Source organism: Acinetobacter sp. AL9 (assembly GCF_041464035.1).
GTDB lineage: Bacteria > Pseudomonadota > Gammaproteobacteria > Pseudomonadales > Moraxellaceae > Acinetobacter > Acinetobacter towneri.
On sequence record NZ_JAYFSK010000002.1, the window covers coordinates 1 to 24,494 of the forward strand.

At 42.5% G+C, this 24,494-nt stretch carries 20 protein-coding genes and 4 tRNA genes; 13 read left to right on the plus strand and 11 right to left on the minus strand.

Annotated elements, in window-relative coordinates; all coding sequences use genetic code 11:
* The 6 genes from ACEO2X_RS00495 to ACEO2X_RS00520 form a co-directional block, all read left to right on the plus strand.
* Positions 1 to 276, plus strand: a 276-nt coding sequence (locus ACEO2X_RS00495) for a zinc ribbon domain-containing protein (protein WP_179990681.1), incomplete at its 5' end; no start/stop codon positions are given.
* Positions 277 to 638: 362 nt separating this feature from the next.
* Positions 639 to 714: transfer RNA gene (locus tag ACEO2X_RS00500), tRNA-Phe, on the plus strand.
* Between the two features lie 134 nt (positions 715 to 848).
* A tRNA-Phe gene (locus tag ACEO2X_RS00505) sits at positions 849 to 924 on the plus strand.
* Between the two features lie 331 nt (positions 925 to 1,255).
* Positions 1,256 to 1,756: a hypothetical protein gene (locus tag ACEO2X_RS00510; protein ID WP_225530211.1), complete on the plus strand. Its 501-nt coding sequence runs from the start codon at positions 1,256 to 1,258 to the stop codon at positions 1,754 to 1,756.
* Between the two features lie 325 nt (positions 1,757 to 2,081).
* Positions 2,082 to 2,816 (plus strand): class I SAM-dependent methyltransferase, encoded by a 735-nt coding sequence (locus tag ACEO2X_RS00515; protein ID WP_371970920.1) that lies wholly within the window; start codon positions 2,082 to 2,084, stop codon positions 2,814 to 2,816.
* Between the two features lie 98 nt (positions 2,817 to 2,914).
* Complete coding sequence (locus tag ACEO2X_RS00520) at positions 2,915 to 3,310, plus strand: hypothetical protein (RefSeq protein ID WP_371970921.1); 396 nt, start codon at positions 2,915 to 2,917, stop codon at positions 3,308 to 3,310.
* Between the two features lie 105 nt (positions 3,311 to 3,415).
* Here the strand turns inward: ACEO2X_RS00520 and ACEO2X_RS00525 are convergent, their stop codons facing one another.
* The 3 genes from ACEO2X_RS00525 to ompR form a co-directional block, all read right to left on the minus strand.
* Entirely contained in the window at positions 3,416 to 4,939 is a 1,524-nt protein-coding gene (locus ACEO2X_RS00525; RefSeq protein ID WP_004974412.1) for an acetyl-CoA hydrolase/transferase family protein, read from the minus strand.
* Between the two features lie 308 nt (positions 4,940 to 5,247).
* The gene (locus ACEO2X_RS00530; RefSeq protein WP_371970922.1) at positions 5,248 to 6,708 is read right to left on the minus strand and encodes an ATP-binding protein; all 1,461 of its coding nucleotides are present in this window, start codon (positions 6,706 to 6,708) and stop codon (positions 5,248 to 5,250) included.
* A gap of 168 nt (positions 6,709 to 6,876) precedes the next feature.
* Complete coding sequence (gene ompR, locus ACEO2X_RS00535) at positions 6,877 to 7,641, minus strand: two-component system response regulator OmpR (protein WP_004974415.1); 765 nt, start codon at positions 7,639 to 7,641, stop codon at positions 6,877 to 6,879.
* A 347-nt stretch (positions 7,642 to 7,988) separates the two neighbouring features.
* Here ompR and ACEO2X_RS00540 point away from each other — a divergent pair, with 347 nt between their 5' ends.
* Positions 7,989 to 10,340 (plus strand): Tex family protein, encoded by a 2,352-nt coding sequence (locus ACEO2X_RS00540; protein ID WP_371970923.1) that lies wholly within the window; start codon positions 7,989 to 7,991, stop codon positions 10,338 to 10,340.
* A gap of 89 nt (positions 10,341 to 10,429) precedes the next feature.
* On the opposite strand, the gene ACEO2X_RS00545 is transcribed toward ACEO2X_RS00540, so the two are convergent.
* The 3 genes from ACEO2X_RS00545 to ACEO2X_RS00555 form a co-directional block, all read right to left on the minus strand.
* Positions 10,430 to 10,741, minus strand: a complete 312-nt coding sequence (locus ACEO2X_RS00545) for a hypothetical protein (protein WP_019838218.1) — start codon at positions 10,739 to 10,741, stop codon at positions 10,430 to 10,432.
* A 214-nt stretch (positions 10,742 to 10,955) separates the two neighbouring features.
* The gene (locus ACEO2X_RS00550) at positions 10,956 to 11,843 is read right to left on the minus strand and encodes an SDR family NAD(P)-dependent oxidoreductase (RefSeq protein WP_004974423.1); all 888 of its coding nucleotides are present in this window, start codon (positions 11,841 to 11,843) and stop codon (positions 10,956 to 10,958) included.
* Positions 11,844 to 12,150: 307 nt separating this feature from the next.
* Positions 12,151 to 13,428: an O-acetylhomoserine aminocarboxypropyltransferase/cysteine synthase family protein gene (locus tag ACEO2X_RS00555; protein WP_371970924.1), complete on the minus strand. Its 1,278-nt coding sequence runs from the start codon at positions 13,426 to 13,428 to the stop codon at positions 12,151 to 12,153.
* 281 nt (positions 13,429 to 13,709) lie between these two features.
* Here ACEO2X_RS00555 and ettA point away from each other — a divergent pair, with 281 nt between their 5' ends.
* A complete protein-coding gene (gene ettA / locus ACEO2X_RS00560) occupies positions 13,710 to 15,371 on the plus strand; it encodes an energy-dependent translational throttle protein EttA (protein ID WP_004974427.1) in 1,662 nt (553 codons plus the stop codon).
* 128 nt (positions 15,372 to 15,499) lie between these two features.
* Here ettA and ACEO2X_RS00565 read toward each other — a convergent pair whose 3' ends face one another.
* The 5 genes from ACEO2X_RS00565 to ACEO2X_RS00585 all read right to left on the minus strand — a co-directional run bounded on the left by ACEO2X_RS00565 (position 15,500) and on the right by ACEO2X_RS00585 (position 18,178).
* Positions 15,500 to 15,841 (minus strand): hypothetical protein, encoded by a 342-nt coding sequence (locus ACEO2X_RS00565; RefSeq protein WP_004974430.1) that lies wholly within the window; start codon positions 15,839 to 15,841, stop codon positions 15,500 to 15,502.
* 154 nt (positions 15,842 to 15,995) lie between these two features.
* Positions 15,996 to 16,071 (minus strand) — tRNA-Glu (locus ACEO2X_RS00570).
* A gap of 36 nt (positions 16,072 to 16,107) precedes the next feature.
* Positions 16,108 to 16,183, minus strand: a tRNA-Ala gene (locus ACEO2X_RS00575).
* Positions 16,184 to 16,240: 57 nt separating this feature from the next.
* A complete protein-coding gene (gltX, locus tag ACEO2X_RS00580) occupies positions 16,241 to 17,749 on the minus strand; it encodes a glutamate--tRNA ligase (protein WP_179989021.1) in 1,509 nt (502 codons plus the stop codon).
* Positions 17,750 to 17,890: 141 nt separating this feature from the next.
* Positions 17,891 to 18,178, minus strand: a complete 288-nt coding sequence (locus tag ACEO2X_RS00585) for a hypothetical protein (protein WP_154320244.1) — start codon at positions 18,176 to 18,178, stop codon at positions 17,891 to 17,893.
* Between the two features lie 504 nt (positions 18,179 to 18,682).
* On the opposite strand from ACEO2X_RS00585, the gene ACEO2X_RS00590 reads away from it, so the two are divergent.
* From ACEO2X_RS00590 to ACEO2X_RS00610, 5 genes are all read left to right on the plus strand, one after another.
* Positions 18,683 to 19,696 carry a sulfate ABC transporter substrate-binding protein gene (locus ACEO2X_RS00590; RefSeq protein ID WP_096901291.1) on the plus strand — a complete coding sequence of 338 codons (1,014 nt, stop codon included), beginning with the start codon at positions 18,683 to 18,685 and terminating at the stop codon, positions 19,694 to 19,696.
* A gap of 197 nt (positions 19,697 to 19,893) precedes the next feature.
* Positions 19,894 to 20,805, plus strand: coding sequence for a 16S rRNA (cytosine(1402)-N(4))-methyltransferase RsmH (gene rsmH / locus ACEO2X_RS00595; protein ID WP_004974437.1), 912 nt, complete (start codon positions 19,894 to 19,896; stop codon positions 20,803 to 20,805).
* 11 nt (positions 20,806 to 20,816) lie between these two features.
* On the plus strand, positions 20,817 to 21,146 hold the full coding sequence (ftsL, locus tag ACEO2X_RS00600) for a cell division protein FtsL (RefSeq protein WP_104852659.1): 330 nt from the start codon (positions 20,817 to 20,819) through the stop codon (positions 21,144 to 21,146).
* A gap of 12 nt (positions 21,147 to 21,158) precedes the next feature.
* Positions 21,159 to 22,982 carry a penicillin-binding protein PBP3 gene (ftsI, locus tag ACEO2X_RS00605; protein ID WP_131260649.1) on the plus strand — a complete coding sequence of 608 codons (1,824 nt, stop codon included), beginning with the start codon at positions 21,159 to 21,161 and terminating at the stop codon, positions 22,980 to 22,982.
* 10 nt (positions 22,983 to 22,992) lie between these two features.
* Positions 22,993 to 24,486, plus strand: coding sequence for a UDP-N-acetylmuramoyl-L-alanyl-D-glutamate--2,6-diaminopimelate ligase (locus tag ACEO2X_RS00610; protein ID WP_371970925.1), 1,494 nt, complete (start codon positions 22,993 to 22,995; stop codon positions 24,484 to 24,486).
* Positions 24,487 to 24,494: the final 8 nt, after the last annotated feature.

A 24,494-nucleotide genomic window follows, 5' to 3' on the forward strand; every position in this document is an offset into this window, starting at 1 on the left:
GTGCTAGATGCCAGTTGGACAACACTAAGAACCATGCTCAAGTATAAATGCGAGAACGCAGGGGTATGTTATGAAGAAGTCAATGAAGCCTATACCACCCAAACTTGTTCGTGCTGTGGCTCACGCTATAGTAGTCCGAAAGGTAGAGCAGGACTTGGAATAAGAGAGTGGCAGTGTGTGGAGTGCGGTACGCTCCATGATCGGGATGTAAATTCCGCACTGAATATTCTTGCGCTCGGACATGAGCGTCTAGCAGTAGGAATCTCCGTCCTTTAGGTCGGGGAGGATGTCAACTAAATCCTATATTGTTTTTTGTGCTTGCACAGCCACAATTTTTAGCTAAGGTTTAAATAGCTTTGCGTAGGCATCTTCCTACTTTGGCAAGACCCAAAGTAGGCAAAAGTCTTTTGTTACCCATACACGACATCCTTGTCGTGATGGGTAACGTGGGGCATCCGTGCCCCACATTCGCGTATCGGAAGTTTGTCAAAATTTAATTGGAAAAGAACTCATTTTTAAATTTTTGGGTGATATTTCAGCAGAAATAGAATGAGGTTGCTGTAAAAGTAAACATTTGCACTGAAAAGCGAAAAAGACTATTGACGATTTACAGCTGAAACTGTTTAATACGCGTCATTGGCGTGATAGCTCAGTCGGTAGAGCAACGGATTGAAAATCCGTGTGTCCCCAGTTCGATCCTGGGTCTCGCCACCATATTCAAAACGGTTAAACGTTTTCAATCCCTGATCCCATCAGGGATTTTTTTTGCATAAAATTTATGCGATCAAATAAAAAAGTGATGATTTTTATTGACTATTCAGCCGAGATACGGCTTAATACACGGCATTGGCGTGATAGCTCAGTCGGTAGAGCAACGGATTGAAAATCCGTGTGTCCCCAGTTCGATCCTGGGTCTCGCCACCATATTCAAAAAGCCTCAAACACTGTTTGAGGTTTTTTTTTCGCCTCTAGGTTGGTCATAGAGAATTATAATTACATGCAAAGCGCATTAAAATTCCAAGAAAAATTGCATACCCATAATAGATTTAAGAAAGTGAAAAAGACCGTTTATCCGAGTCAAGGTGAGCCAAAATTGATTTTCAGGTAGGCTATAAAACGTATACGGTTGCAGTGAAAAATTTTTTTCTTGCATGGTGTAAAACTGCATTGTCCTGAAATTACGTTGCGAGACAAGTTTATGAAATTTATAAAAATATATCCTTTGCTGCTGATATTGGGCTGTCCATGGAGCATGATGGTCCACGCGGATGACGCGGTGACCTTACCCACCCTGCACGTACTGGCCGAGCCAGAGTTACGTACAGAAACCGGGATTGTGCCGTATCAGAATGATGAAAAAAATCTCCGTGCTTTACAGCATCAAGTTATTCGTAATTCACGTGAAGCACAAAACTTTATGATCGACAGCCATGTGGTTGCCAATCTGGAAATTCAGCCCTTACAAGCACAACCCGACCTAAATTCGTTATCGCCCTTTCTACAACAGTATGTATTGAGTATTGCTCAGGGTTTACAGTCGAGTGATCCTACACAAGGCTTGTATATTATGTTGCAACCCTTTGGTATAAACCGTAGCAACAGTATGCAGCATATTGATCGTAGCAATAGCAACAGTATGCAGCCCATCGATCGTGATATGCATATACAGCTCGACCTGAAAAATGTCAGCATTGGTACGATTGAACATTCTATAAATAATTTTTCTGTACCTGAGCTACCGACACCGAAAAAGTAATCATTTTTCTTTTGAAAAAATCCTTAGCTTTGCCAGCGAAGCCTATATTTGCCGCCGCGAGAAAGTGGCAAATGCCTGCGCAGTTGAAAATTGGGGCTGTTTTCAGCCTGTGAGCTAGTCATGTTCTTCAGAGATCATTACTCCGTTATATGCTCAGCCAGTCGGGAACCACCGGGTCAGTTTTAATCCTGCCCAGAGCTGGAAATTGGCTCCATACGATGTTAAATATTATCAATTGAATGATCAGCGGGTGCTCATTGCCCAGACCAGTTTTAGAATTGATCAGGTCATTGATTAAATTTATAAATATTATGAGCATCGTTAAATGAAAGATCTGTTTTCTGATGACAGCTTGCGCTATAAACAGGCCCGTCCGGCTTATTCTGCAGAAATTGTCCAGGAAATTTTAAAGCATGTACCTGAACGAACTTTTGCCTGGGATTGTGGTGCCGGTTCGGGGCAGTTTACCCAGTTATTGGTACCACATTTTCAGCAGATTTTAGCCACAGATTTAAGTCAAGCACAGTTGGATTTGGCACCGCAGTGGGCAAATGTGAGTTATCGTATCTGCTTGGCGCAAGACAGCGGATTGGTGGATGCAAGTGTAGATTTAATTACCGTTGCACAAGCGATTCACTGGTTCAATTTTGATGCCTTTTATGCCGAAGTGCATCGGGTGCTAAAACCGAGTGGAATATTTGCTGCGGTGGGCTACGGTCTGATTCAAGCTGTAGATCCTGAGGTGAATACCGCAATTCAACGCTTGTATTTTCAGACCTTAAAAGGTTGTTGGGATGCTGAACGTCGTTATATTGATGACTTATATCGCACGATTCCTTTCCCATTTCAAGAAATCGTGACACCCGAACTTTGCCTGAAATATCGTTGGTCGGCAGCACAATTGCTGAATTATTTAAACACTTGGTCGGGACTGCAGCATTATTTAAAGCAACATACTGATACGCCCTTGCTGGAATTACAACAATTGTTGCAGCAGCAACCTGCTCAGGGCTTGGAAATTCAGTTTCCAGTTTTGCTGCGTTTAGGTCGCTTGGTATAAAAAGTCAATGTATTGAGTGATTTTTGAACTTAAAATATAAGTTGGTGAAAAAAGGATGTTTCTCCACAGGTGTAATTTACCTATGTGCGAGGTGTCCAATGTTAAAATTTTCTCTCCCTATTTTATTCAGTCTTGCACTGAGTCTCCCTGCGACTGCTTTTGCCAATCTTGATCAGCCTTTACAGGTCTTGGATGATTGTGCATTAAGTGCAGAATATGGGCAATCCAACAGCTTAAATTTGCTGCATGATCAATACCGTTTTACCGCGCAAGATGTGGTGAATCAAGTTCGAGCTGAAAAAAACCTAGACTTAGCAAGCAAATTTGCAACTTTGGGTTCTCGTTTTTATATCAACCCGCAAGGTCAAACTGTGCTGCAAATTCAACGTGATGTGGTGTCTTTGGGTGTGATTGAAACCACACTCAGTGTGGATGGTTTACGCCAGTTAGGGCAGCATTTTATAGATGAATTTAAAGCTTTGGCATTTGAGTAAAATGGAGTGCGTTGTCGCAAATGACCTTGTGACAATCTAAGACATAAAAACTTAAGACATAAAAAAACGCCCTGAAAAATCAGGGCGTTTTTTATTGCACGCGAATTATGCTGGTTGCGCAGATTCTTGTTGTGCAGGAGTCAACATGTGACCGTGTTCTTCGAAGTTTGCATGCCAAGATAATGCTTCACGAAGTAGGTGAGGAGTGTGACCACCTTTTGCACATGCACGCTCAAAGTAATCATTCAATGCATTGCGGTACATTGGGTGTACACAGTTGTCGATAATCGCACGAGCGCGTTCACGTGGTGCAAGACCGCGTAAATCTGCTAAACCTTGCTCAGTGACTAAGATGTCAACGTCGTGTTCGTTGTGGTCTACATGCGCAGCCATTGGAACGATAGATGAAATGTCACCGCCTTTCGCAATCGATTTAGTCACGAAAATCGCCAAGTGTGCGTTACGCGCGAAGTCACCTGAACCACCAATACCGTTCATCATTTTGGTACCGCATACGTGGGTTGAGTTCACGTTACCGTAAATATCAAACTCAAGTGCAGTGTTAATGCCAATGATGCCTAAACGACGTACTAACTCAGGGAAGTTAGAGATTTCTTGTGGACGTAAAATGAATTTGTCTTTGTAGTGTGCAAGATTACCAAATACGCGATCGCCACATTTTTCAGACAAAGTCATTGAACAGCCAGAAGCGAACTTCATTTTGCCTGCATCAATCAATTCAAACGTACAGTCTTGGAGTACTTCTGAGTACATCACCAAGTCTTCAAAGTTAGAGTGTTTGAAGCCTGTTAATACTGCGTTTGCAATTGAACCGATACCTGCTTGTAAAGGTGCCAAGTTTTTCGGTAAACGACCTTGAGCTACTTCGTTTTCAAAGAATGCGATCAAGTGATCTGCAATTGCTTGAGTTTCGTCATCTGGATCGGTCACGTTAGATGGAGAGTCAAGCAAGGTATCGTTAAATACAATACCCACAACTTTTGCAGGGTCTAACTGAATACCTTTGGTTCCAATACGTTGTTCAACGTGAGTTAATGGCACTGGACCACGTGTTGGACGTGCTTCAGGAATATAAATGTCGTGTAGGCCTTCAAATTCTGTGCTTACAGTGGTGTTGATTTCGATAATGACTTTATCTGCATATTCAACAAAGCTTGCAGAGTTACCTACAGAAGTTGTTGGAATAATTAAGCTGTCTTCAGTAATTGCAACTGCTTCAACAATCGCGATGTCTGGGCGTTTTAGCGTGTTGTTACGCATTTGCTCAACAGTTTCAGACAAGTGTTGGTCAATGAACATGACTTGACCTTGGTTAATTGCTTTACGCAAGGTGTTGTCTACTTGGAACGGCATACGACGAGCCAAAACACCTGCTTCAGTCAATTGCTTGTCTAAATCATTACCAAGACTTGCGCCAGTAATTAAGTCAATTTTTAAAGGGTTGGTTTTAGCGCGTGCCACCAATGCAAGTGGAACAGCTTTTGCTTCACCCGCACGAGTAAAGCCACTCATACCTACGGTCATACCATCTTGAACGAATTCAGCAGCTTGTTCTGCGCTGATTACTTTGTCGTGGAGGGAGGCTAAACGGATGCGATCTAAAGACATGGCGAACTCTCGTAAAATACTAGACTGATACCGATTGTACCGATCAAAAAAGGTATTTTGCATAGGTGTTAGGCTAAGGTCTAATTTTTTGCCTAAATGGTGGTATAAAAATATAAAATAATACATAAATAATTGAATTTAATCGTTTATTTATATATCAAAAGGTAAATATTACAATTTGTTTGATATATTTTTATACAATTTTGATATGCACCATCTGAATTTTTTACTTTGATCGTCCATCCGATTTGCTGTTGGTCTGAAATTGGTATATAGCAAGCCAGATAGAGATCAAAAGCGTCAGCCGTTTAGAAGTGTTCACTCAAACTTTGTTTGATTTTTTCCAGCGTGCCAACATTATTTTTTTCTTCAACGATTTCAGGTTGTAACGGCAGGGTAATGATGGCTTCAAGACCACCGTGTTCACGGTTTTGAATGGTGAGCTCGCCCTGATGAATATCGACAATACGTTTTACAATTGCCAAACCTAAGCCACTGCCTTGTACAGTACGTGCTTCATTGCCGCGTACAAAAGGCTGCATTAAATCGGCAATTTGGTCTTCTGGAATGCCTGTACCGTTGTCTGCCACGCTAATCCGAATGTGTTCATCCAGCACTTTTGCAGACAACTCAATTGGCTCTGCACCATAGCGTTTCGAGTTATTAATCAGGTTGCCAATCAGACGTTTCAGCGACAAACTGCGCGCCTGAATTAAAGGTAATTCTTGTGCGTTAAAGCGAATATCCAACGGTTTAAATTGAATAATCAATTCCTGCAGCAAAACATTTAAATCGGTTTCTTGTAATTCTTCATCGGAACCATCACGCATATAAGAAATGAATTGATTTAAAATCGCATCCATATCTTCTACATCGTAAATTAAGCCTTCTTTTAAAAAATCATCATCGGGCATCATTTCGGCACTTAAACGAATCCGTGTCAGTGGCGTGCGCAGGTCGTGTGAAATACCTGCCAACATGATACGACGGTCACGTTCAGTCTGTTCCAAGGTATAAATCATGTGATTAAAGGCTTGGTTGACCTCACGAATTTCCTGCGGACCGTGATTGGTTTCTAAATAAGGTGCTTTGCCTGTTTTACTGTAGCTATTGGCGGCATTTTGCAGACGACGCAAAGGACGATTCAGCTGACGTACTAGAGTTAAAATAATTGCTGCAGCTAACAGTGGAATACCCAAAAGCCAGCCAAAGACCAATTCAGGGCTGTAGTTGGCATAGGTTTTAAGGGGTTCACGTACCCAGTTGCCATTCATTTCTGGGGTTTGAATCCAAATACGCGGGCTTGGTTTGAACTGGAAATAGACCGTGACATCCTGCATTTTTAATTCAGTTGCCAGTTTCTTTTCTATTTGTTGGGTAAAAAACTCTGCAATGACTTTTTCCCGTACATTAGGAAACTCACGTGGATCGGTTACATATTCAATGCCGACCCGATTTTTAAGCCACGCATCGACATCGACTTCGGCTTCATTGTGAAAAATGCGCAAATCTGGATTGTTTAAAATTTCCAGTTCAACCGCTAAATAGCGGGCGTGTTGTTGAATTTCAGGTAAATACAAGGTGCGCCAAAAGAACCACAACGACATAAACAGGCTAAACAACACCACAAAAACCACCAGTACCGTGGTGCGCATGGCTGCAGAGCGTGGTTTGATTTTGTCCAGAAAACGCTCCCAGCGGGTACGTTTCTTTTCAGAATACGCCACATAGTCGGTAAATTCTTGTGGGTCGATGGGTTCGAGTTTCACATCTTGTCCTGTGGCAGAGGTTGTAAAGCGAATTTAGTGAGTGAAATTTTATGATGAATATACTTGTTATTGGAATGTCTGTTCTTTAAATCTAGCACAATGATCGGTGTGCATAAATGTTGATCATTGCATGAAGATGTGAGGCTGAAGCCTCACATCATTTTCAACTTATTCCGCACCATCTGGAACAAATACATAACCGACACCCCAAACCGTTTGAATATAACGTGCACGGGCAGGGTTTTCTTCAATTAAACGACGTAAACGTGAAACCTGAACATCAATCGAACGCTCCATCGCACCCCATTCACGACCACGCGCCAAATTCATTAACTTGTCACGGGTTAAAGGCTCACGAGGATGTTGTACCAACGCTTTGAGTACTGCAAATTCACCTGTAGTTAGGGTCACGACCTGACCTTCACGTGTCAAAGTACGGGTCGATAAATCTAGTGACCATGGGCCAAAACCAACCACTTCCATTTGCTGACTTGGTGCACCTGGTACCTCGCGCACTTGACGACGCAATACAGCACGAATACGCGCTAACAGCTCATTTGGATTAAACGGTTTTGGTAAATAATCATCTGCACCTGCTTCAAGTCCTGCAATACGGTCAGAGTCACTGCCGCGAGCCGTCAGCATAATAATTGGCGTGTCGATGTTAGATTGACGTAAACGACGGCAAATACTTAAACCATCTTCAACAGGCAGCATAAAATCAAGCACGATTAAAGAGAACAGTTCACGCTGTAACAAACGATCCATTTGTGTCGCATCGTGGGCAGTTTTGACCACAAAGCCCTTATCTTCCAAGAAACGCTGTAACAGGGTACGTAAACGCACATCATCATCGACAACGAGAATGCGTTCAACGCGGTCAGTTTCGCTGTGTACGGTATCTGTTTTTTCAGCAGGTACAACTAAACTCATGATGTGCTCCTTTATTCTTTATTGTCATCGTAAACAAAAAGTTGAGTTGGCTTTGAGTATACGATTCATTGGTATCTATTGCCTATGCTCTAAAGCAACAAATATTGCAGATAAAATCAAGACATAGATACCAAATATATACAGCATTCCCATGCGAAAAACTGACATATTTGTCCGTTTGAGTCTAACATAAGCCTGAATTTTATTTAGATTTATAAAATTTAGCCGAATTGGCAAAAATCGCCAAAAAACCACCATTTATAAAATTCATAAAACAATTGTGGATTTTATAGTCTTGGTCTTTATAATCATGGCTTTTAGTACTTATCCTTGTAGGATCACACACGATGACTGACTTAGTTCAGCAGTTAGCAAAAGAACTTGCCGTACGACCAAATCAAGTAGAAGCTGCCATCAAACTGATTGATGAAGGTGCTAGCGTTCCATTTATTGCACGTTACCGTAAAGAAGTGACGCAAGGTTTAGATGACACGCAGCTACGTCAGCTCGATACACGTTTATCGTATTTACGTGATTTATATGAGCGTCGCGAAAAAGTAATAGAATCACTCAAAGAACAAGATAAATTATCTAATGATTTATTGGCACGGGTTAACGCTGCTGAAACCAAAAATGCTTTAGAAGAAATTTACGCGCCTTACCGTCCAAAACGCACCAGTAAATCGTTTAAAGCTAAAGAAGCAGGTTTAGGCCCAATTGCAGCGCAAATTTTTGCAGAACAGGTTGAGCCAAGCGAAGCTTTAGCAGGCTTTAGTCATGCAGACTATCCTGATGCAGACAGTCAGCTAGATGCGGTACAACACATTCTGATTGATGAATGGGCACAAAATATTGCCTTAACCACAGAATTAAAAGAAATTTTTGCCAAAACAGCGGTATTAAAAAGCTTGGTTGCTTCTGAAGAGAAAAAAGAAGTGGGCAAAAAATTCCGTGATTACTTCGATTTTTCAGAAAACCTCAACAAAGTACCATCACATCGTCTATTGGCGATGTTGCGTGGTCGCCAAGAAAACGTCTTGGGCTTAAAAGTTGATGGTGAAGACAGTGCGCCTTTGGCACGTATTGAAACTGAATACAATTTAGATCAGATTCAGCCGCAAGCACGTCAGGACTTTTTAAAGCAAACGGCAAAATTGTTCTGGTTGGGCAAAGTGCGTCCACAAATCGAACATTCATTATTGACTGAAAAGCGTTTGGCTGCTGAAGCTGAAGCGATGGATGTCTTTGCAGAAAACTTGCGTCATTTATTGCTTTCTGCACCTGCAGGTGCGCGTTGTACGCTGGGCGTAGACCCTGGCATCCGTACAGGTGTCAAACTGGCTGTGGTGAACCAATCTGGCGATGTGGTTGCACATAGCACGGTTTATCCATTTGCACCTAAAGAAGACAAAGCAGGCGCGATTGAAGAACTTGCTCGTTTATGCCGTGAGCACAATGTTGATTTAATCGCGATTGGTAACGGGACTGCAAGCCGTGAAACTGAAGCGGTTGTGGCAGAAATGATGGCGGCGCACAGTGACTTGAAATTAACACGTGTGTCTGTATCTGAAGCGGGTGCATCTGTGTATTCAGCTTCTGAATTGGCATCGCAAGAGTTGCCAGAACTAGATGTGTCGATTCGTGGTGCAGTGTCGATTGCACGTCGTTTGCAAGACCCATTGGCAGAGTTGGTAAAAATTGATCCAAAATCAATCGGTGTGGGTCAGTATCAACATGACGTGAATCAGGCAGGTTTAGCAAAAACCTTAGAAGCTGTGGTAGAAGACTGTGTGAACTCGGTCGGTGTCGATGTCAACACGGCATCTTCAGCAATTTTGGGTTATATCGCAGGTTTGAATAAAGCCATTGCACAGCAAATTGTTGAATACCGTAAAGAACATGGCCGTTTTGACAATCGCCAAGCTTTGAAAAACGTACCGCGTTTAGGCGAACGTACTTTTGAACAAGCAGCAGGTTTCTTACGTATTCAGGCAGGTTCTGAGCCTTTGGATGCTTCTGCAGTGCACCCTGAATCTTATGGTTTAGTAGAAAAAATTGTGGCTGCCAAAGCGACCACGGTTAAAGATATTATTGGTAATACTGAAATTATCCGTTCGGTGAATGCTGAAGAATTTGTGGATGAGCAAGTCGGCTTACCAACTATTCAGGATGTTTTGTCTGAATTGGAAAAACCAGGTCGTGACCCACGTCCTGAATTCCGTACGGCTAAATTCCGTGAAGATATTACTGAAGTGGCACAGTTGACTGAAGGCATGCAGCTTGAAGGTGTGGTGACCAATGTGACGAACTTTGGTGCATTTGTAGATGTTGGCGTGCATCAGGATGGTTTGGTGCATATTTCTGAGTTGGCCAATGAATTTGTGGCCGACCCGCATAAAGTGGTGAAACCAGGTCAAATCGTGCAAGTGCGTGTGTTACAGGTTGATGTAGAACGTAACCGCGTGAATTTATCGATGCGTCCTGAAGGTTCGGCTGCACCTGCAAAAGCGGCGCGTGCGCCACGTCGTGATCAAGAGCAACGTACAGAGCGTAAGCCACAGGCGAAACGTCCACAGCAGTCACGTCCTCAGTCAGACCGTTCACAAGTGAAAAAACCACAAGCTGCTAAACCGCAAGAAAATAAAATTGGTGGTTTAGGCGCATTGTTGTTACAAGCAGGGATTAAAGGTTCGAAGTAAGTTTTAATTACGCAAACAAAAAGCTCCCGAAATTCGGGAGCTTTTTGTTTTGTGTGTATATTTTTAATCTAAAGTTTGATTAATCATTTTTAAATCAACGGCACAATCCAGCTCACTAAAATCAGCATGATTCCCAAATGCCCAAGTTTACGCGTCACTGCCACTAGTTTTGATGGTGGTGCTTCAAGTTGGCGAGCATATTCCTGAAGATTTAAACCTTGAGAGGCTTTGCTGCTAAATAAAAATACGCCTAAATCAATACAAATTAAAATCGTGCCTACATCGGCAACAACCTCTAAGAGTTCATATTCTTGCTGATAAAGCGCCGTTGCAACCTGATAACTTAAAAATAAGGCAAAGGCAAAACAGCCATACTGTAAAATGAGGGCTAGTGCTCGCATAATCCATTCAAAATACTTAAAACAGCTGTGTTATAGCATAAAAATAAGGTGCAATTGAATGTTTTGTTTAAGCTGCATGGACATAAGATTAAGCTTGTTAACATTATCTCTTGCAGTAGATGTTGCAAGATTGAAATAACGTAATATGAAATGATCGGAAATAAAATAGGCGACCCGAGAAGGTCGCCTAAAGCAAAGCTTGAATGTGTATAAATTACCAGTGTTCGCCCGGGAACAGGCGTGCATATGCTTTTTGTACCCAGTTCAGTTTTTGCTGCTCGCCCACAGAAGCGGTTGAGCTTGGGAATAGGTTATAACCAATTGACATGAGTTTGTTGTTAATGTCTGGTGCAATCGCATAAGTGATTGAAGCCAAACGACCCAAATGTGTCGCAATTTTCTTCGGACGTTTCACAATCGCATAAGCAATTAAATCTGCCGCTTGCTCAGGTGAAAGGGTGGGCACGTACTTATAAATTTTGGTTGGTGCGATCATTGGGGTACGAACCAATGGCATATACACCGAAGTAATCGCAATTTTGTGTGTATGCGCTTCTGCAGATAGACAGCGACTAAACGCATCCAATGCGGCTTTAGATGCCACATAAGCCGAGAAACGCGTTGCGTTGGCTAATACACCAATCGAGCTGATGTTGATGATGTGACCATCTTTACGGTGCATCATCTGCGGCAAAATATTGAGTACCAAACGCACAGCACCAAAATAGTTGAGCTGCATGGTACGTTCAAAGTCGTGGAAACGATCAACCGACTCATGTACTGCACGACGGATTGAGCGGCCTGCGTTGTTAATTAAAATATCAATATGATCGACAGAGGCAAGAATTTGTTGCGATACAGCATCAATAGAGTCCATATCGTTTAGATCACAAGGGAAAACTGAAGCCTTGCCACCACGTGCTTCAATTTCAGCTTTGACTTGTTCGAGCGTTTCCTGAGTACGTGCCACCAAAAGCACATGCGCACCTGCATCGGCTAGCTTATGTGCCACGGTTAAACCAATACCACTCGATGCACCTGTAATAAGGGCAACTTTACCATTTACACGCTGTTGAAAAAGTTTCTCTAATTTTGGCTTCACGCTAATATTCCTGATTTAGATTCCTGAGTTGTCATTTTTATTGAGATTGACGATTCAAATTTCAGACTGAATTTGAACTGTTTTACTTGGCTTTATGATAGCCGATTGCACAAAAAAAGCTATGGAATAAGTGGTTGAATTTAAAAATGAATTTAGAGTAATTGCTCTATTTTTGTGAGCTGTATATCTTTATTTTTACCATGAAATAAAGCTAATGCAAAGACATTCAAGGAAAAATTAAAATAAAAAGGCATCCTGTTGAAATAAATCAGCAGGATGCCAGTACAAAGCTTGAACTGATGAGTTTTTATACAGCAGCGAGTGCTTGTTCCAAATCGGCAATTAAGTCATCGGCATGTTCAATCCCGATAGATAAACGCACCATATCTTCACTTACGCCTGCGGCTTTCAGTTCATCGGCATTTAGCTGACGGTGTGTGGTGGTCGCAGGGTGGCATGCTAAGCTCTTGGCATCACCAATATTGACCAAGCGTGTGAATAATTGCAGTGCATCAATAAAGCGGGTTCCGCCTTCACGGCCATCTTGCACACCAAAAGACAGAATTGCAGAAGGTTTGCCTTTCACATATTTTTGTGCCAACGCATGTTGCGGGTGATCTTTCAAACCTGCGTAATTGACCCATTTCACTTTTGGATGTGCCTGTAAATATTCCGCTACTTTTTGCGCGTTTTCAGTATGGCGTTCCATACGCAGGCTTAAGGTTTCTAAACCTTGTAAAATTAGGAATACGTTATGCGGGCTAATCGCTGCACCTGTATTGCGTAGTGGTACTACACGTGCACGTGCAATAAATGCTGCAGCGCCTAAGGCTTCTACATAGTTCACACCATGGTAACTTGGGTCAGGTGTATTTAAGGCTTTAAAACGCTCAGGATATTTGCCCCAAGGGAATTTACCGCTATCGACAATAATGCCGCCAATAGACGTACCGTGACCACCAATATATTTGGTCAGTGAGTGAATGATGATGTCTGCGCCAAAATCAAATGATTTTTGCAAGACAGGCGTGGCTACAGTGTTATCCACCACCACTGGAATGCCGTATTCGTGCGCAATTTTCGCAATCGCTTCAAGGTCAATAATATTGCCCAATGGGTTACCAATGGATTCTACAAAGACCAGTTTGGTTTTGTCATCAATCAGGTCGCGTAAGCTTTCAGGCTGTTGATAATCGAAGAAACGTACTTCAATGCCTTGTTTAGGCAAGGTGTGGGCAAATAAGTTGTAAGTACCGCCGTATAAAGTTGATACTGAAGCAATGTTATCGCCTGCTTCGGTAATGGTCTGAATTGCGTAGGTAATTGCAGCCATACCCGATGCTAAAGCCAATGCGCCAATACCGCCTTCAAGTGCTGCAACACGTTGCTCCAATACTGCAGTGGTTGGGTTCATAATACGGGTGTAAATATTGCCTTGTACTTTTAAATCAAATAAATCGGCACCATGTTGCGTATTATCAAAGGCATAAGAAGTGGTTTGGTAAATAGGCACAGCCACGGCTTTGGTGGTTGGTTCTGGGCTATAGCCTGCATGAATGGCCAAAGTTTCGTCTTTATAGGTCATGTTTACTTCATCTTCGTGAGTTAAATTGGTTTGAGTCTAGCACTTTTAAATATGAAAGAAAGTGTAAAAATGCTGCAATATTTAGCTGTAAATTTGATATAGCAGGCAAAAAGTCCTGTGCTTATCCGCTGATCGCTAGAGTTGTAACAAAGCATGCAAGATGTTTGTGGTGTCTTATTTTTTCTCCGTATTCAGGTATAATACCCGATTATTTTTTCGCTCATTAGAGCAGGGGCTGCTCATCTGAGCCCCAGATTTGGTTTTCTATTGAGGAGTCCTACGTGGCCCAATATATTTATACGATGAACCGAGTGTCGAAAATGGTTCCGCCTAAGCGCGAAATCTTGAAAGACATCTCCTTATCATTTTTCCCAGGTGCGAAAATTGGTGTGCTTGGTTTAAACGGTGCAGGTAAATCGACTTTGCTCCGTATTATGGCGGGCGTAGATAAAGATTTCTCTGGTGAAGCTCGTGCACAGCCAGGCATCAAAATTGGTTATCTTGAGCAAGAACCACCACTAGACCCGAGCAAAGATGTACGCGGCAACGTGGAAGATGGTGTGCGTGAAGCTTTAGATGCTTTAGAGCGTTTAGACCAAGTTTTTGCAGAATATGCAGATCCAGATGCAGATTTCGACAAACTTGCAAAAGAGCAAGAGAAGTTAGAAGCGATTATCCAAACTTGGGATGCACACAACCTGAACAATCAGCTTGAACAAGCAGCGGCAGCATTAAATTTGCCAGCTTGGGATGCTGATGTTAACAAATTATCGGGTGGTGAGCGTCGTCGTGTGGCTTTATGCCGTTTGTTATTGTCTAAACCAGACATGCTGCTTCTAGACGAGCCGACGAACCACTTGGATGCAGAATCTGTATCTTGGTTAGAGCGTTTCTTAAAAGACTTCCCGGGTACGATTGTGGCAATTACCCACGACCGTTACTTCTTGGATAACGTTGCAGAATGGATTTTAGAACTTGACCGTGGACATGGTATTCCATATCAAGGTAACTACTCTTCATGGTTAGAGCAGAAAAATAACCGTTTAGAGCAAGAACAGAAGCAAGAAGAATCTTTTGCTAAAGCCTTGAAAAAAGAATTGGAATGGGTACGTTCCAATGCGAAAGGCCAGCAAAAGAAAAACAAAGCGCGTATGGAGCGTTTTGAAGAGCTTAACTCGCGTGAATTCCAACAGCGTAACGAAACTTCTGAAATTTATATTCCACCTGGCCCACGTTTAGGGAACAAAGTGGTGGAAGTGGAAAACATCAGCAAGTCATTTGGTGATCGCTTACTTTACGAAAACCTTTCCTTTACTGTGCCGCCTGCAGCGATTGTGGGGATTGTCGGTCCAAACGGTGCGGGTAAAACGACTTTATTCCGTATGATGACTGGCGAGCAGCAACCTGATACGGGCAGCGTGACTTTAGGTGACTCGGTAAAAGTGGCTTATGTCGGTCAGATTCGTGACACTCTAGATGATGACAAAACTGTTTGGGAAGAAGTTTCTGGCGGTTTAGACATTTTGAAAGTGGGCGATTATGAAATTGCATCGCGTGCTTATATTGGTCGCTTTAACTTTAAAGGTCAGGATCAGCAAAAACGCGTTGGTGAATTGTCGGGTGGTGAGCGTAACCGTTTACAACTGGCAAAAATTCTACAGCAGGGCGCAAACGTGATCTTGCTGGATGAGCCATCAAACGACTTGGATATTGAAACTTTACGTGCACTGGAAGATGCAATTTTAGTCTTCCCAGGTACAGTGATGGTGGTATCGCACGACCGTTGGTTCCTAGACCGTATTGCAACGCACATCTTGTCATTCGAAGATGAGCAACCAGAATTCTTTACAGGTAACTATACTGAGTTTGAAGAATATCGCCGTAAGAAATATGGTGATGATCTGGCAACCAAACGTAGCAAATACCGTAAAATTGGCGCTTAAGTCTAAAAACTTGAGTTCTCATTAAAAAAACCAGCCGAGAAGGCTGGTTTTTTTATATTTGCTCGATGATGTGGTCTTGTGATCAACCTAGCAACATTTTTCTTAATCTAGATGTAGACCAGTGAGGTTTAAACTTCCCACTCATGTGCACATTCACGGCACTTCCATTTTTTTTGTGACTGCATAAAGGCTTGCATAGAAATTTTGAAATCAGGCAAATCACGATAAAACAAGAAACCTGCAATTACACACAGCACAAATACCGCCACAGTAATGCTTTGTAAGGTTGTGCCTGCACCATCACCAAAAATCCACATGGCGATACTGATCAAGACAAGAAGTAATAAGACAAATACCGCTGGAATAAGCATCACCAAGCTTTTTGGCACCACAGGACGCGGTGTTGTTTGACCTGCCTGCGCAACAGGCATGATTTTTGGGCTTTGACATTTAGGGCATCGGTATTGCATTACAACTCCAAAATTCTAATCTGATCGTTATTCTAACCAAATGTACGGCAAATCAAAAACAGTCTGTCAGAAAACAGGGCAATAAAAAAGCCCAAGTCATTGCTTGAGCTTTATTATAAGATGAAGATAAGTGAATTTATATTCATCTTGAATATGGCGTCCCTACGGGGATTCGAACCCCGGTTACCGCCGTGAAAGGGCGATGTCCTAGGCCTCTAGACGATAGGGACTTGATGAGGCAACACAGGTAAAGCCTTATTTAAACTTGGTGGAGTCAAGCGGGATCGAACCGCTGACCTCTACAATGCCATTGTAGCGCTCTACCAACTGAGCTATGACCCCAGTCTGTGTGAGCGCAATATTAGGGCTATTGCGCGCACACGTCAACAAAAAAATGAATTAAGCTGGATCAATTGCATCATTTTTCGGCAATTTGATGCTTTCATTCAGTTTTTCCCAGACTTTAACTTCTTTTTTGCTTGGTCCGCCAACCACTTCTAAGGCATGACGCAAACGCGCAAAGGTCAGGTCAGGACCAATGGTGACCATGGTTTGCATCACAGGTGTAGATGCGGTTGAACCTGCAATTGCAATAAAGAACGCAGGCATGAAATCACGCAATTTGATTTCCATTTGGTTGGCTAAATCCATTAGGGTTTGGCTCACCGTGTCGTTGTTCCAAGTAAATAGACTTTCTAAACGCCAAATTGCAAATTGTAGGCTTTGACGCACTTGTTCTTCAGACAGTTTTTTACTTTCAAACTGTTCCTTGCTTAAGCTTGGGAAATGGTTGAAGTAATGTGCAGACCAATTGACCGCTTCTGAGAGTAAATGAATACGTGGTTGAATTGCGGCAGCAATTTCTTCCAATTTGGCACGATCTGCTTTCCAAGCCAATAAGGTATCTAACAGCTCAGCAGGTGAAAGCGCTTTAATCCATTGACCATTCAGCCAATTGAGTTTTTCCACATCAAAGATAGGGCCGCCTAGTGAAACACGTTGAATATCAAAGTGTTCAATCATTTCGGCTAAGGTGAATTTTTCACTTTCATCTGGCATTGACCAACCCATGCGACCTAAATAGTTCAGCAAAGCTTCAGGTAATACGCCAATGTCTTTGTAGTAGTTGATTGAAGTTGGGTTTTTACGTTTAGATAATTTTGATTTGTCTGGGTTACGCAACAATGGCATGTGGCATAACACAGGCATATCCCAACCAAAATATTGATAAAGCAATTGGTGTTTCGGTGCCGATGGAATCCATTCTTCACCACGAATCACGTGAGTGATTTGCATCAAATGGTCATCGACCACGTTGGCCAAATGGTAAGTTGGCAAGCCATCTGTTTTCAGCAAAATTTGCATATCGACTTGCGCCCATGGAATTTCCACTTCACCGCGCAGCATGTCATTAAATTTACATACGCCTTCGGTTGGCACTTTCATACGAATAACATGCGCTTCGCCTGCCGCTAAACGACGCTGCACTTCATCTGCAGACAAGTTTAAACCACGACCATCGTAGCGCGGGCTTTCACCACGTGCTTGTTGTTCTGCACGCATTTGATCTAGTTCTTCGCTAGTAGCGAAGCAATAGAAAGCATGCCCTTGTTCAACCAATTGCAAGGCGTATTGCTTATAAATATCCATACGTTCAGATTGGCGATACGGTGCATGTGGGCCGCCGATATCTGGACCTTCTGCCCAATTTAAGCCTAACCAACGCAATGAATCCAAAATCATTTTTTCAGATTCAGGGGTTGAGCGCAGTTGGTCAGTATCTTCAATACGAAGAATAAATTCACCACCGTGTTGTTTGGCAAAACATAAGTTAAACAAGGCGATATACGCTGTTCCCACGTGCGGGAAACCAGTAGGAGAAGGCGCGATACGAGTACGAACAGTCATAAGCAAAAATTAATTCAAAATGTAAATTGCAACCATTATAACGAAAAAGCCCAAGTACTTAATGTTAAATTCAACATTCTGTACTTGGGCGTTTCAACTGCATTTGAAAAGGGGATCAAAGGCAGTGAATTTAATGCGGAGTTATGAGTTATCTTGCGGGAATAAGGCTTGTACAAAACGGCTAAAACGCTGATTTTGCAAGGCAAAGAAATTTTGAGTTGGAGCGACATGAATGGAAGTCAGCACTTTTAAATCATTATTTGATTCAAACTTTTGCTTGTCTGCCTGTTTTTGTTGGGTAAGGGCTTTTTCAATTAAAGACCCCTTTTCCGCAGTTAAATGGGTTTTACTTTCAGCAGATTTGATCACTGCACTGTGACCGACTGTACTTAAGCTGAGTAATACTGCGAACATGAGTTTAGATTTCATTTTGATTCCCCCTTTCCTTTATGAGTGAACTCACAATTTATAAATTGTTTTAATCACTTTAATATTTAATCACAAAAATCATAACAAAAGTAGATTTGCGTCACACTCTTAATAAGATCTTTATCATCATTTACTCACTATATACCGATTTTTCAGATGATCTTTGATTTAGAACATGTTGTAACAAACAACTGTGGAGATATCGTGAAGATTGTTACAAAAGTCACAATAAAATAGTTTTGAAGCGGGTTTGATTGCTGTGATGTCGCTTATTTTACCGTTGAGTCTAAAAACGGATCAAAGTTTTATTCACTTTTTATATATCTAATCCATAAAAAGGTATAAATTTGGAATAAACGCCGCATCTTGAATTAAATTGATTAAAAACAATTAATTAAAGCTAAATTATTTGAATTTAATCATTTTTTGCATGTTTTTTACAAATTGCGCAGCGCCTGAGCATTGCATATATTGAGCGACAGATTAAAGGTGATGTGTGCTGTAATGAAAACTCAATTGAAAGCTTTATTGGCTGCTGCGCTATTGGCAACAGGTTTTGCTGCAACGACTGCTCAGGCTGCAGATCGTCAGTTTTTAAATGTATCGTATGATGCGACCCGCGAATTTTATGATGAATTTAACAAGTCGTTTGGTCAGTACTGGAAAAAACGTACAGGTTTAGACGTCAACTTTAAACAATCACATGGTGGTTCAGGCAAGCAAGCGCGTTCTGTGGTCGATGGTTTAAAGGGCGATGTCGTAACTTTGGCATTGGCGAATGACATTGAAGAAATTGTAAAGTCAGGTCAAATCCAAGCAGGTTGGCAAAAAGAATTTCCTCATAACTCTGCGCCTTATACCTCGACCATCGTCTTTATGGTGCGTAAAGGCAATCCGAAAAACATTAAAGACTGGAATGACTTAACCAAACCAGGCGTACAAATTATTACCCCTAACCCGAAAACAGGTGGTTTGCCACGTTGGGTGTATTTATCGGCTTGGGGTTATGCAGAAAAGCAGCCGGGCGGCTCTAAGGCCAAAGCGCAAGAATTTGTGGGCAAGATGTACCACAATGTAAAAGTGATGGATTCGGCAGCACGTGCGTCGATGACTACATTTGCTGAACGTGGCATTGGTGATGTGTTGTTGACTTGGGAAAATGAAGCCCTTGTAACTTTAAAAACCTTAGGCAAAGACAAGTTTGATATTGTTTATCCATCTATTTCTATTTTGACTGAACCTTCGGTGGCAATCGTAGACCGCACAGTAGAAAAAAATGGCAATAAATGGTTAGCGACAGGCTATATCAACTATTTATATTCACCTTTAGGTCAGGAAATGGCGGCTAAGCATTTCTACCGTCCACGTAATGAAAAAGTCCTTGCAAAATATGCAGCACAATTCCCGAAATTAAAAACCTTCACGATTGATGAAGTGTTCGGTGGCTGGGAAAATGCACAAAAAACACATTTTGTGAATGGTGCGATTTTCGACCAAATTTATAATACTAAGCGTTAAACAGATATCCATTTTCGGCTAATCTTTTATTGGATTGGCACACAAAAAAATCTCTACGGAGATTTTTTTGTGCTTTAAAAAAGTCAAAAACGGTTTTCCCTATGGAAAGTAATATTTATCTACAAAAAGACGTTTGGAGCTTTGCCAAAACAAGGTAATAATGTGCAGTTACATTTTAGCTGTATTGATTGAACCTTATGTCGCATATTTCTGTATTACTTCATGAAACTGTTGATGCCGTGTTGGCAGATCGCAATACAGGAATTTATGTCGATGCCACCTTTGGACGAGGTGGACACACGCGTTTGTTGTTATCCAAATTGGATGCGCAGGCACGAGTCTATGCCTTTGATAAAGATCCACAAGCTTTGGCCGTGGCAGCAGAATTGGCGCAGCAAGATTCGCGCTTTCAGATTATTCATGCCAGTTTTGCCGATATGCAGCAAGCGTTGAATGATTTGGGCGTCACTCAGGTCGATGGTGTGATGGCCGATTTAGGCGTGTCGTCACCACAGCTAGATCAGGCAGAACGCGGTTTTAGCTTTATGAAAGATGGCCCGCTTGATATGCGTATGGACAACTCACAAGGCCCGACTGCGGCAGAATGGCTGGTGGATATTGAAGAAGAAGCCTTAGCCAATGTGATTTTTCAATATGGTGAAGAGCGTTATAGCCGCCGTATTGCCAAAGCCATTAAACAGGCGGGTTATATTGAAACTACCGCACAATTGGCTGAAATTGTAAAAGTTGCCCATCCGAAGTGGGAAAAAAACAAACACGCTGCAACACGTACTTTTCAGGCAATTCGTATTGCGATTAATAAAGAATTAGAAGATATTGAAAACTTCTTGCCGCAAGCCGTTGAGGTGTTAAAACCCGAAGGTCGTTTGGCGGTAATTAGCTTCCATTCTTTGGAAGATCGTTTAATTAAACAGTTTATTCAAAAAGAATCGAGCCTGCCTGAAGATTCGGGTTGGGGCTTGCCACAACAGCAACAAGATACACGTCGATTGAAAAAAATATCACGTGTGCGTGCCAGTGATGAAGAAGTCAAAGCCAATCCACGCTCACGCAGCGCATGGCTACGTGTTGCAGAACGATTAGCTTGAAAAGGCCAATAATGAAAACTGAAACCGTTGAAAAAAATCAATCTCAAGTGCGACTGAAAAAAATGGTCGCCTATTTTATTTTATTGGCGCTGGTATTTATCAGCGCGATTATGGTGGTGTTTCAAGTGTTTGAATATCGCCATGATTATCGTGAGCTGAGTTCTTATATGCGCGAGCGAGATGACTTAAATGCTGAATGGGGGCGTTTGTTAATTGAACAGCAGACCTTTGGTGCAACTGCACAAATTGGCACCCGTGCGGTGACGCAACTGCGTATGTATTCACCGCCCGCACCGCAAACTGTGGTGATTTCTTTGCCTACAACCTCAGAACAACAATAAGGCGAGTTGCACATGGTCGATACGCGTAAAAAGCAAACCCGAAAGAAACAGCAATCGGTAACTGGAAAAAATGCCATTCATGTAGAAATGTGGCGTTTTTACTTAATGTGGGCTGTGGTACTGCTGGTGTTCGTGGCACTGGTGGGACGTGCTTTTTATGTGCAAATTGTGAACCATGATTTTTTACAAAACAAAGCCAATGCCAATATTTTAAGAACAGAAAAGCTCAAAGCTATGCGCGGGGTGATTTATGATCGCCACGGTGTGCCTTTGGCAATTAGTACCCCTGTAATGAAAGTGGTGATTGATCCACGTGATTATTTTGACAATAAAAAACTGTTTGAAGAAATTACAGCCGAGTTGGAAAAAAATCCGACCAGTCGTAAATTGCAGCGTCAATTGCCAGATAAAAACTTGAATTTAGATGAACTTGCCGATGCAGTTGGGATGGATCGCCAAGAACTGAAAAATAAAATGAACGAGCGTCCGCGTTCACGTTATTTGGTTTTACAAAAAGAAGTGCCGCCGCAACAGGCAGAGCTGATTCTAAAACGTAATTTCCAAGGGGTATATACCGAGAAAAACTATAAGCGTTATTACCCGCAGCCACAGCCGAATGCACAAATTATTGGTTTGACCAATAGTGAAGGCACAGGCATTGAAGGCTTGGAAATGCAGCTAAATACCCGCTTGGCAGGCGTGGATGGCGAACAGCAAATCGTGCGCGATAAAAAGGGTAACCGTGTCAAAGACCCAGAAGTGGTGAGAGAGGTTGAACCGGGCGAAAATATTACCCTGAGTATCGACTCACGTTTGCAATACATTATGTATCGTGAATTGACTGCAGCAGGGGTGGCAAATAATGCCCGTTCAGCCACAGCAATTGCGGTAGATGTGAAAACGGGTGAAATTTTGGCGATGACCAGTTGGCCGTCGTATAACCCGAATGACAAAAAAAGTTTGTCCAATAAAGATGCCATGCGTAACCGTGGTGCGGTGGATTCTTTTGAACCGGGTTCGACCATGAAGCCTATGACGGTGGCAATGGCACTGGAAAGTGGCAAATATTCACCGAATACCGTGGTCAATTTAAGTGGTGGTTCAATGCGGGTGGGTAATCACACCATTCGTGATACCCACAATTATGGCTCACTGACTTTGGCGGGAATTATCCAAAAATCGTCAAACGTGGGTGTGGCGAAAATTGCTTTATCTTTACCGTATGCAACCTTACCGACTTTTTATAAGCGTTTAGGGTTTGGTGCGCGTTCTGCAGTGAAATTTCCGGGTGAAAGTGCAGGTTTAATTTTGCCGCCAAGCAAGTGGAATGTGTCGGAAGTGGCGACCATGTCTTATGGTTATGGTTTGAACGCCACTGTGCTGCAATTGGCAGATGCCTATGCCATGCTTGCCAATAAAGGCGTAAAAATGCCGCTGAGTTTATACAAATTAGAAGAACAGCCTAAAGGCGAACAAATTGTTGATGCTAAAATTGCCGATCAAGTTCTACTGATGATGGAAGCCGTAACGTTACCCGGTGGTACGGCACGTCAAGCCAATATTCCAGGCTATCGGGTTGCAGGTAAAACGGGAACAGCGCATAAACTTCGCGCAGACCGCAAAGGCTATTCACAGACTGAATATCGTGCCTTGTTTGCTGGGGTTGCGCCAGTCAGTGATCCGCGTTTAGCCATGGTTGTCGTGGTGGAAAATCCAACAGGACAGTATTATGGTGGTTTGGTGGCAGCGCCTGTATTTGCTCGTGTGATGCAAGAATCTTTACGTTTAATGAACGTACCTTTAGATAAACCTTTAGAAACTCCCAACATCCAATAACAGGTGACGCATGTCTATCAGCTTTCAAAATATTTATCGCAGTTCCCGCGTTGCAGATTGGATGATACAAGACTTTCAGGGCTTTCAACTTGACAGCCGCCATGTGACAGCAGGGCAAATTTTTATTGCCCTGACCAGTTTGTCGCAGCCTGAAAAAACCGCACAATTTGCGCAAGCAGCTTTAGATCAAGGTGCTTTGGCGGTGATTTCGGAAACTGAATTGGTAGTTGCCAATAATTTGGTGGTGCCAGATGTGCGTCAGCGCATGGGGCAGTGGCAAAAACAATATTTACAAGCACGACAGCCTGTACCTTTGGCACGTGTGCTTGCAGTCACGGGTACCAATGGTAAAACCACCATTTCCCGCTTAATTGCTGAATTGTTGATGTTGCAAGCTCAACGCTGTGCAGTCATGGGCACCACAGGCAACGGAATTTTGCCCAATTTGGAAGCTTCAACACATACCACTTTAGATGCCTTGCAACTGCAAAATGCTTTATACAGCTATGCACAACAAGGGGCAAAATTTGCCGCAATTGAAGCCAGTTCACATGGCTTGGAGCAAGGGCGCTTAAATGGCTGCGATATTGAAATTGCGGTATATAGCAACCTGAGTCGTGACCATTTGGATTATCACGGTACTTTAGAGGCATATGCTGCAGCCAAAGCCATGCTGTTTCAGTTTGCCAGTTTAAAAGTTGCAATTATTAATTTAGATGATGAATATGCTGCAGTCATGTTAAAAGCGGCGCAACAGAACCCTGCGCAACCGAAAATTTTGACTTATTCCACGCAGCAAGCGGCAGACTATCAAGTACAGCAGATTGAATACAGTCTGAATGGTGTACGTTTCCATCTACAAACTGCTACGGCAGAATATGTGGTGCAAAGTCCGTTGCTCGGACATTTTAATGTTGAAAACTTGGTCGCGAGTTTAATCGCAGCAGAGCAAGCAGGTTTTGCATTACAGGATTTAATACACACGACTGCACAACTCAAAGGCGCACCGGGGCGTATGCAAGTGTTGCGTGATGCAGAGCGTTTATTTGTGGTGGATTATGCACACACGCCAGATGCCCTAATTCAAGTGTTGCAAACCTTAAAACGCCATGTTAGCGCACAGCTTTGGGCGGTGTTTGGCTGCGGTGGAGATCGGGATCGTGGTAAACGCCCACTGATGACCCAAGCGGCATTGGACTATGCCAATGTTGTGCTTTTGACTTCTGATAACCCGCGTACAGAAGATCCTTTGCAAATTTTTGCCGATATGCAGACAGGTGTCGATTTGTCGGTGGCACAGAGCCATGAAATTCATGATCGTCGTGAAGCGATTAAATATGCAGTCAAACATGCACAGTCAGGCGATATTGTCTTGATTGCAGGCAAAGGTCATGAAAACTATCAAGAAATAGATGGAGTAAGACACTGGTTTGACGATGTGGTTGAAGTGCAATCTGCGATAGATGCACAGCATTGTTCACCTTCTGCTTATCCTGCCCAATAAGGAATTTG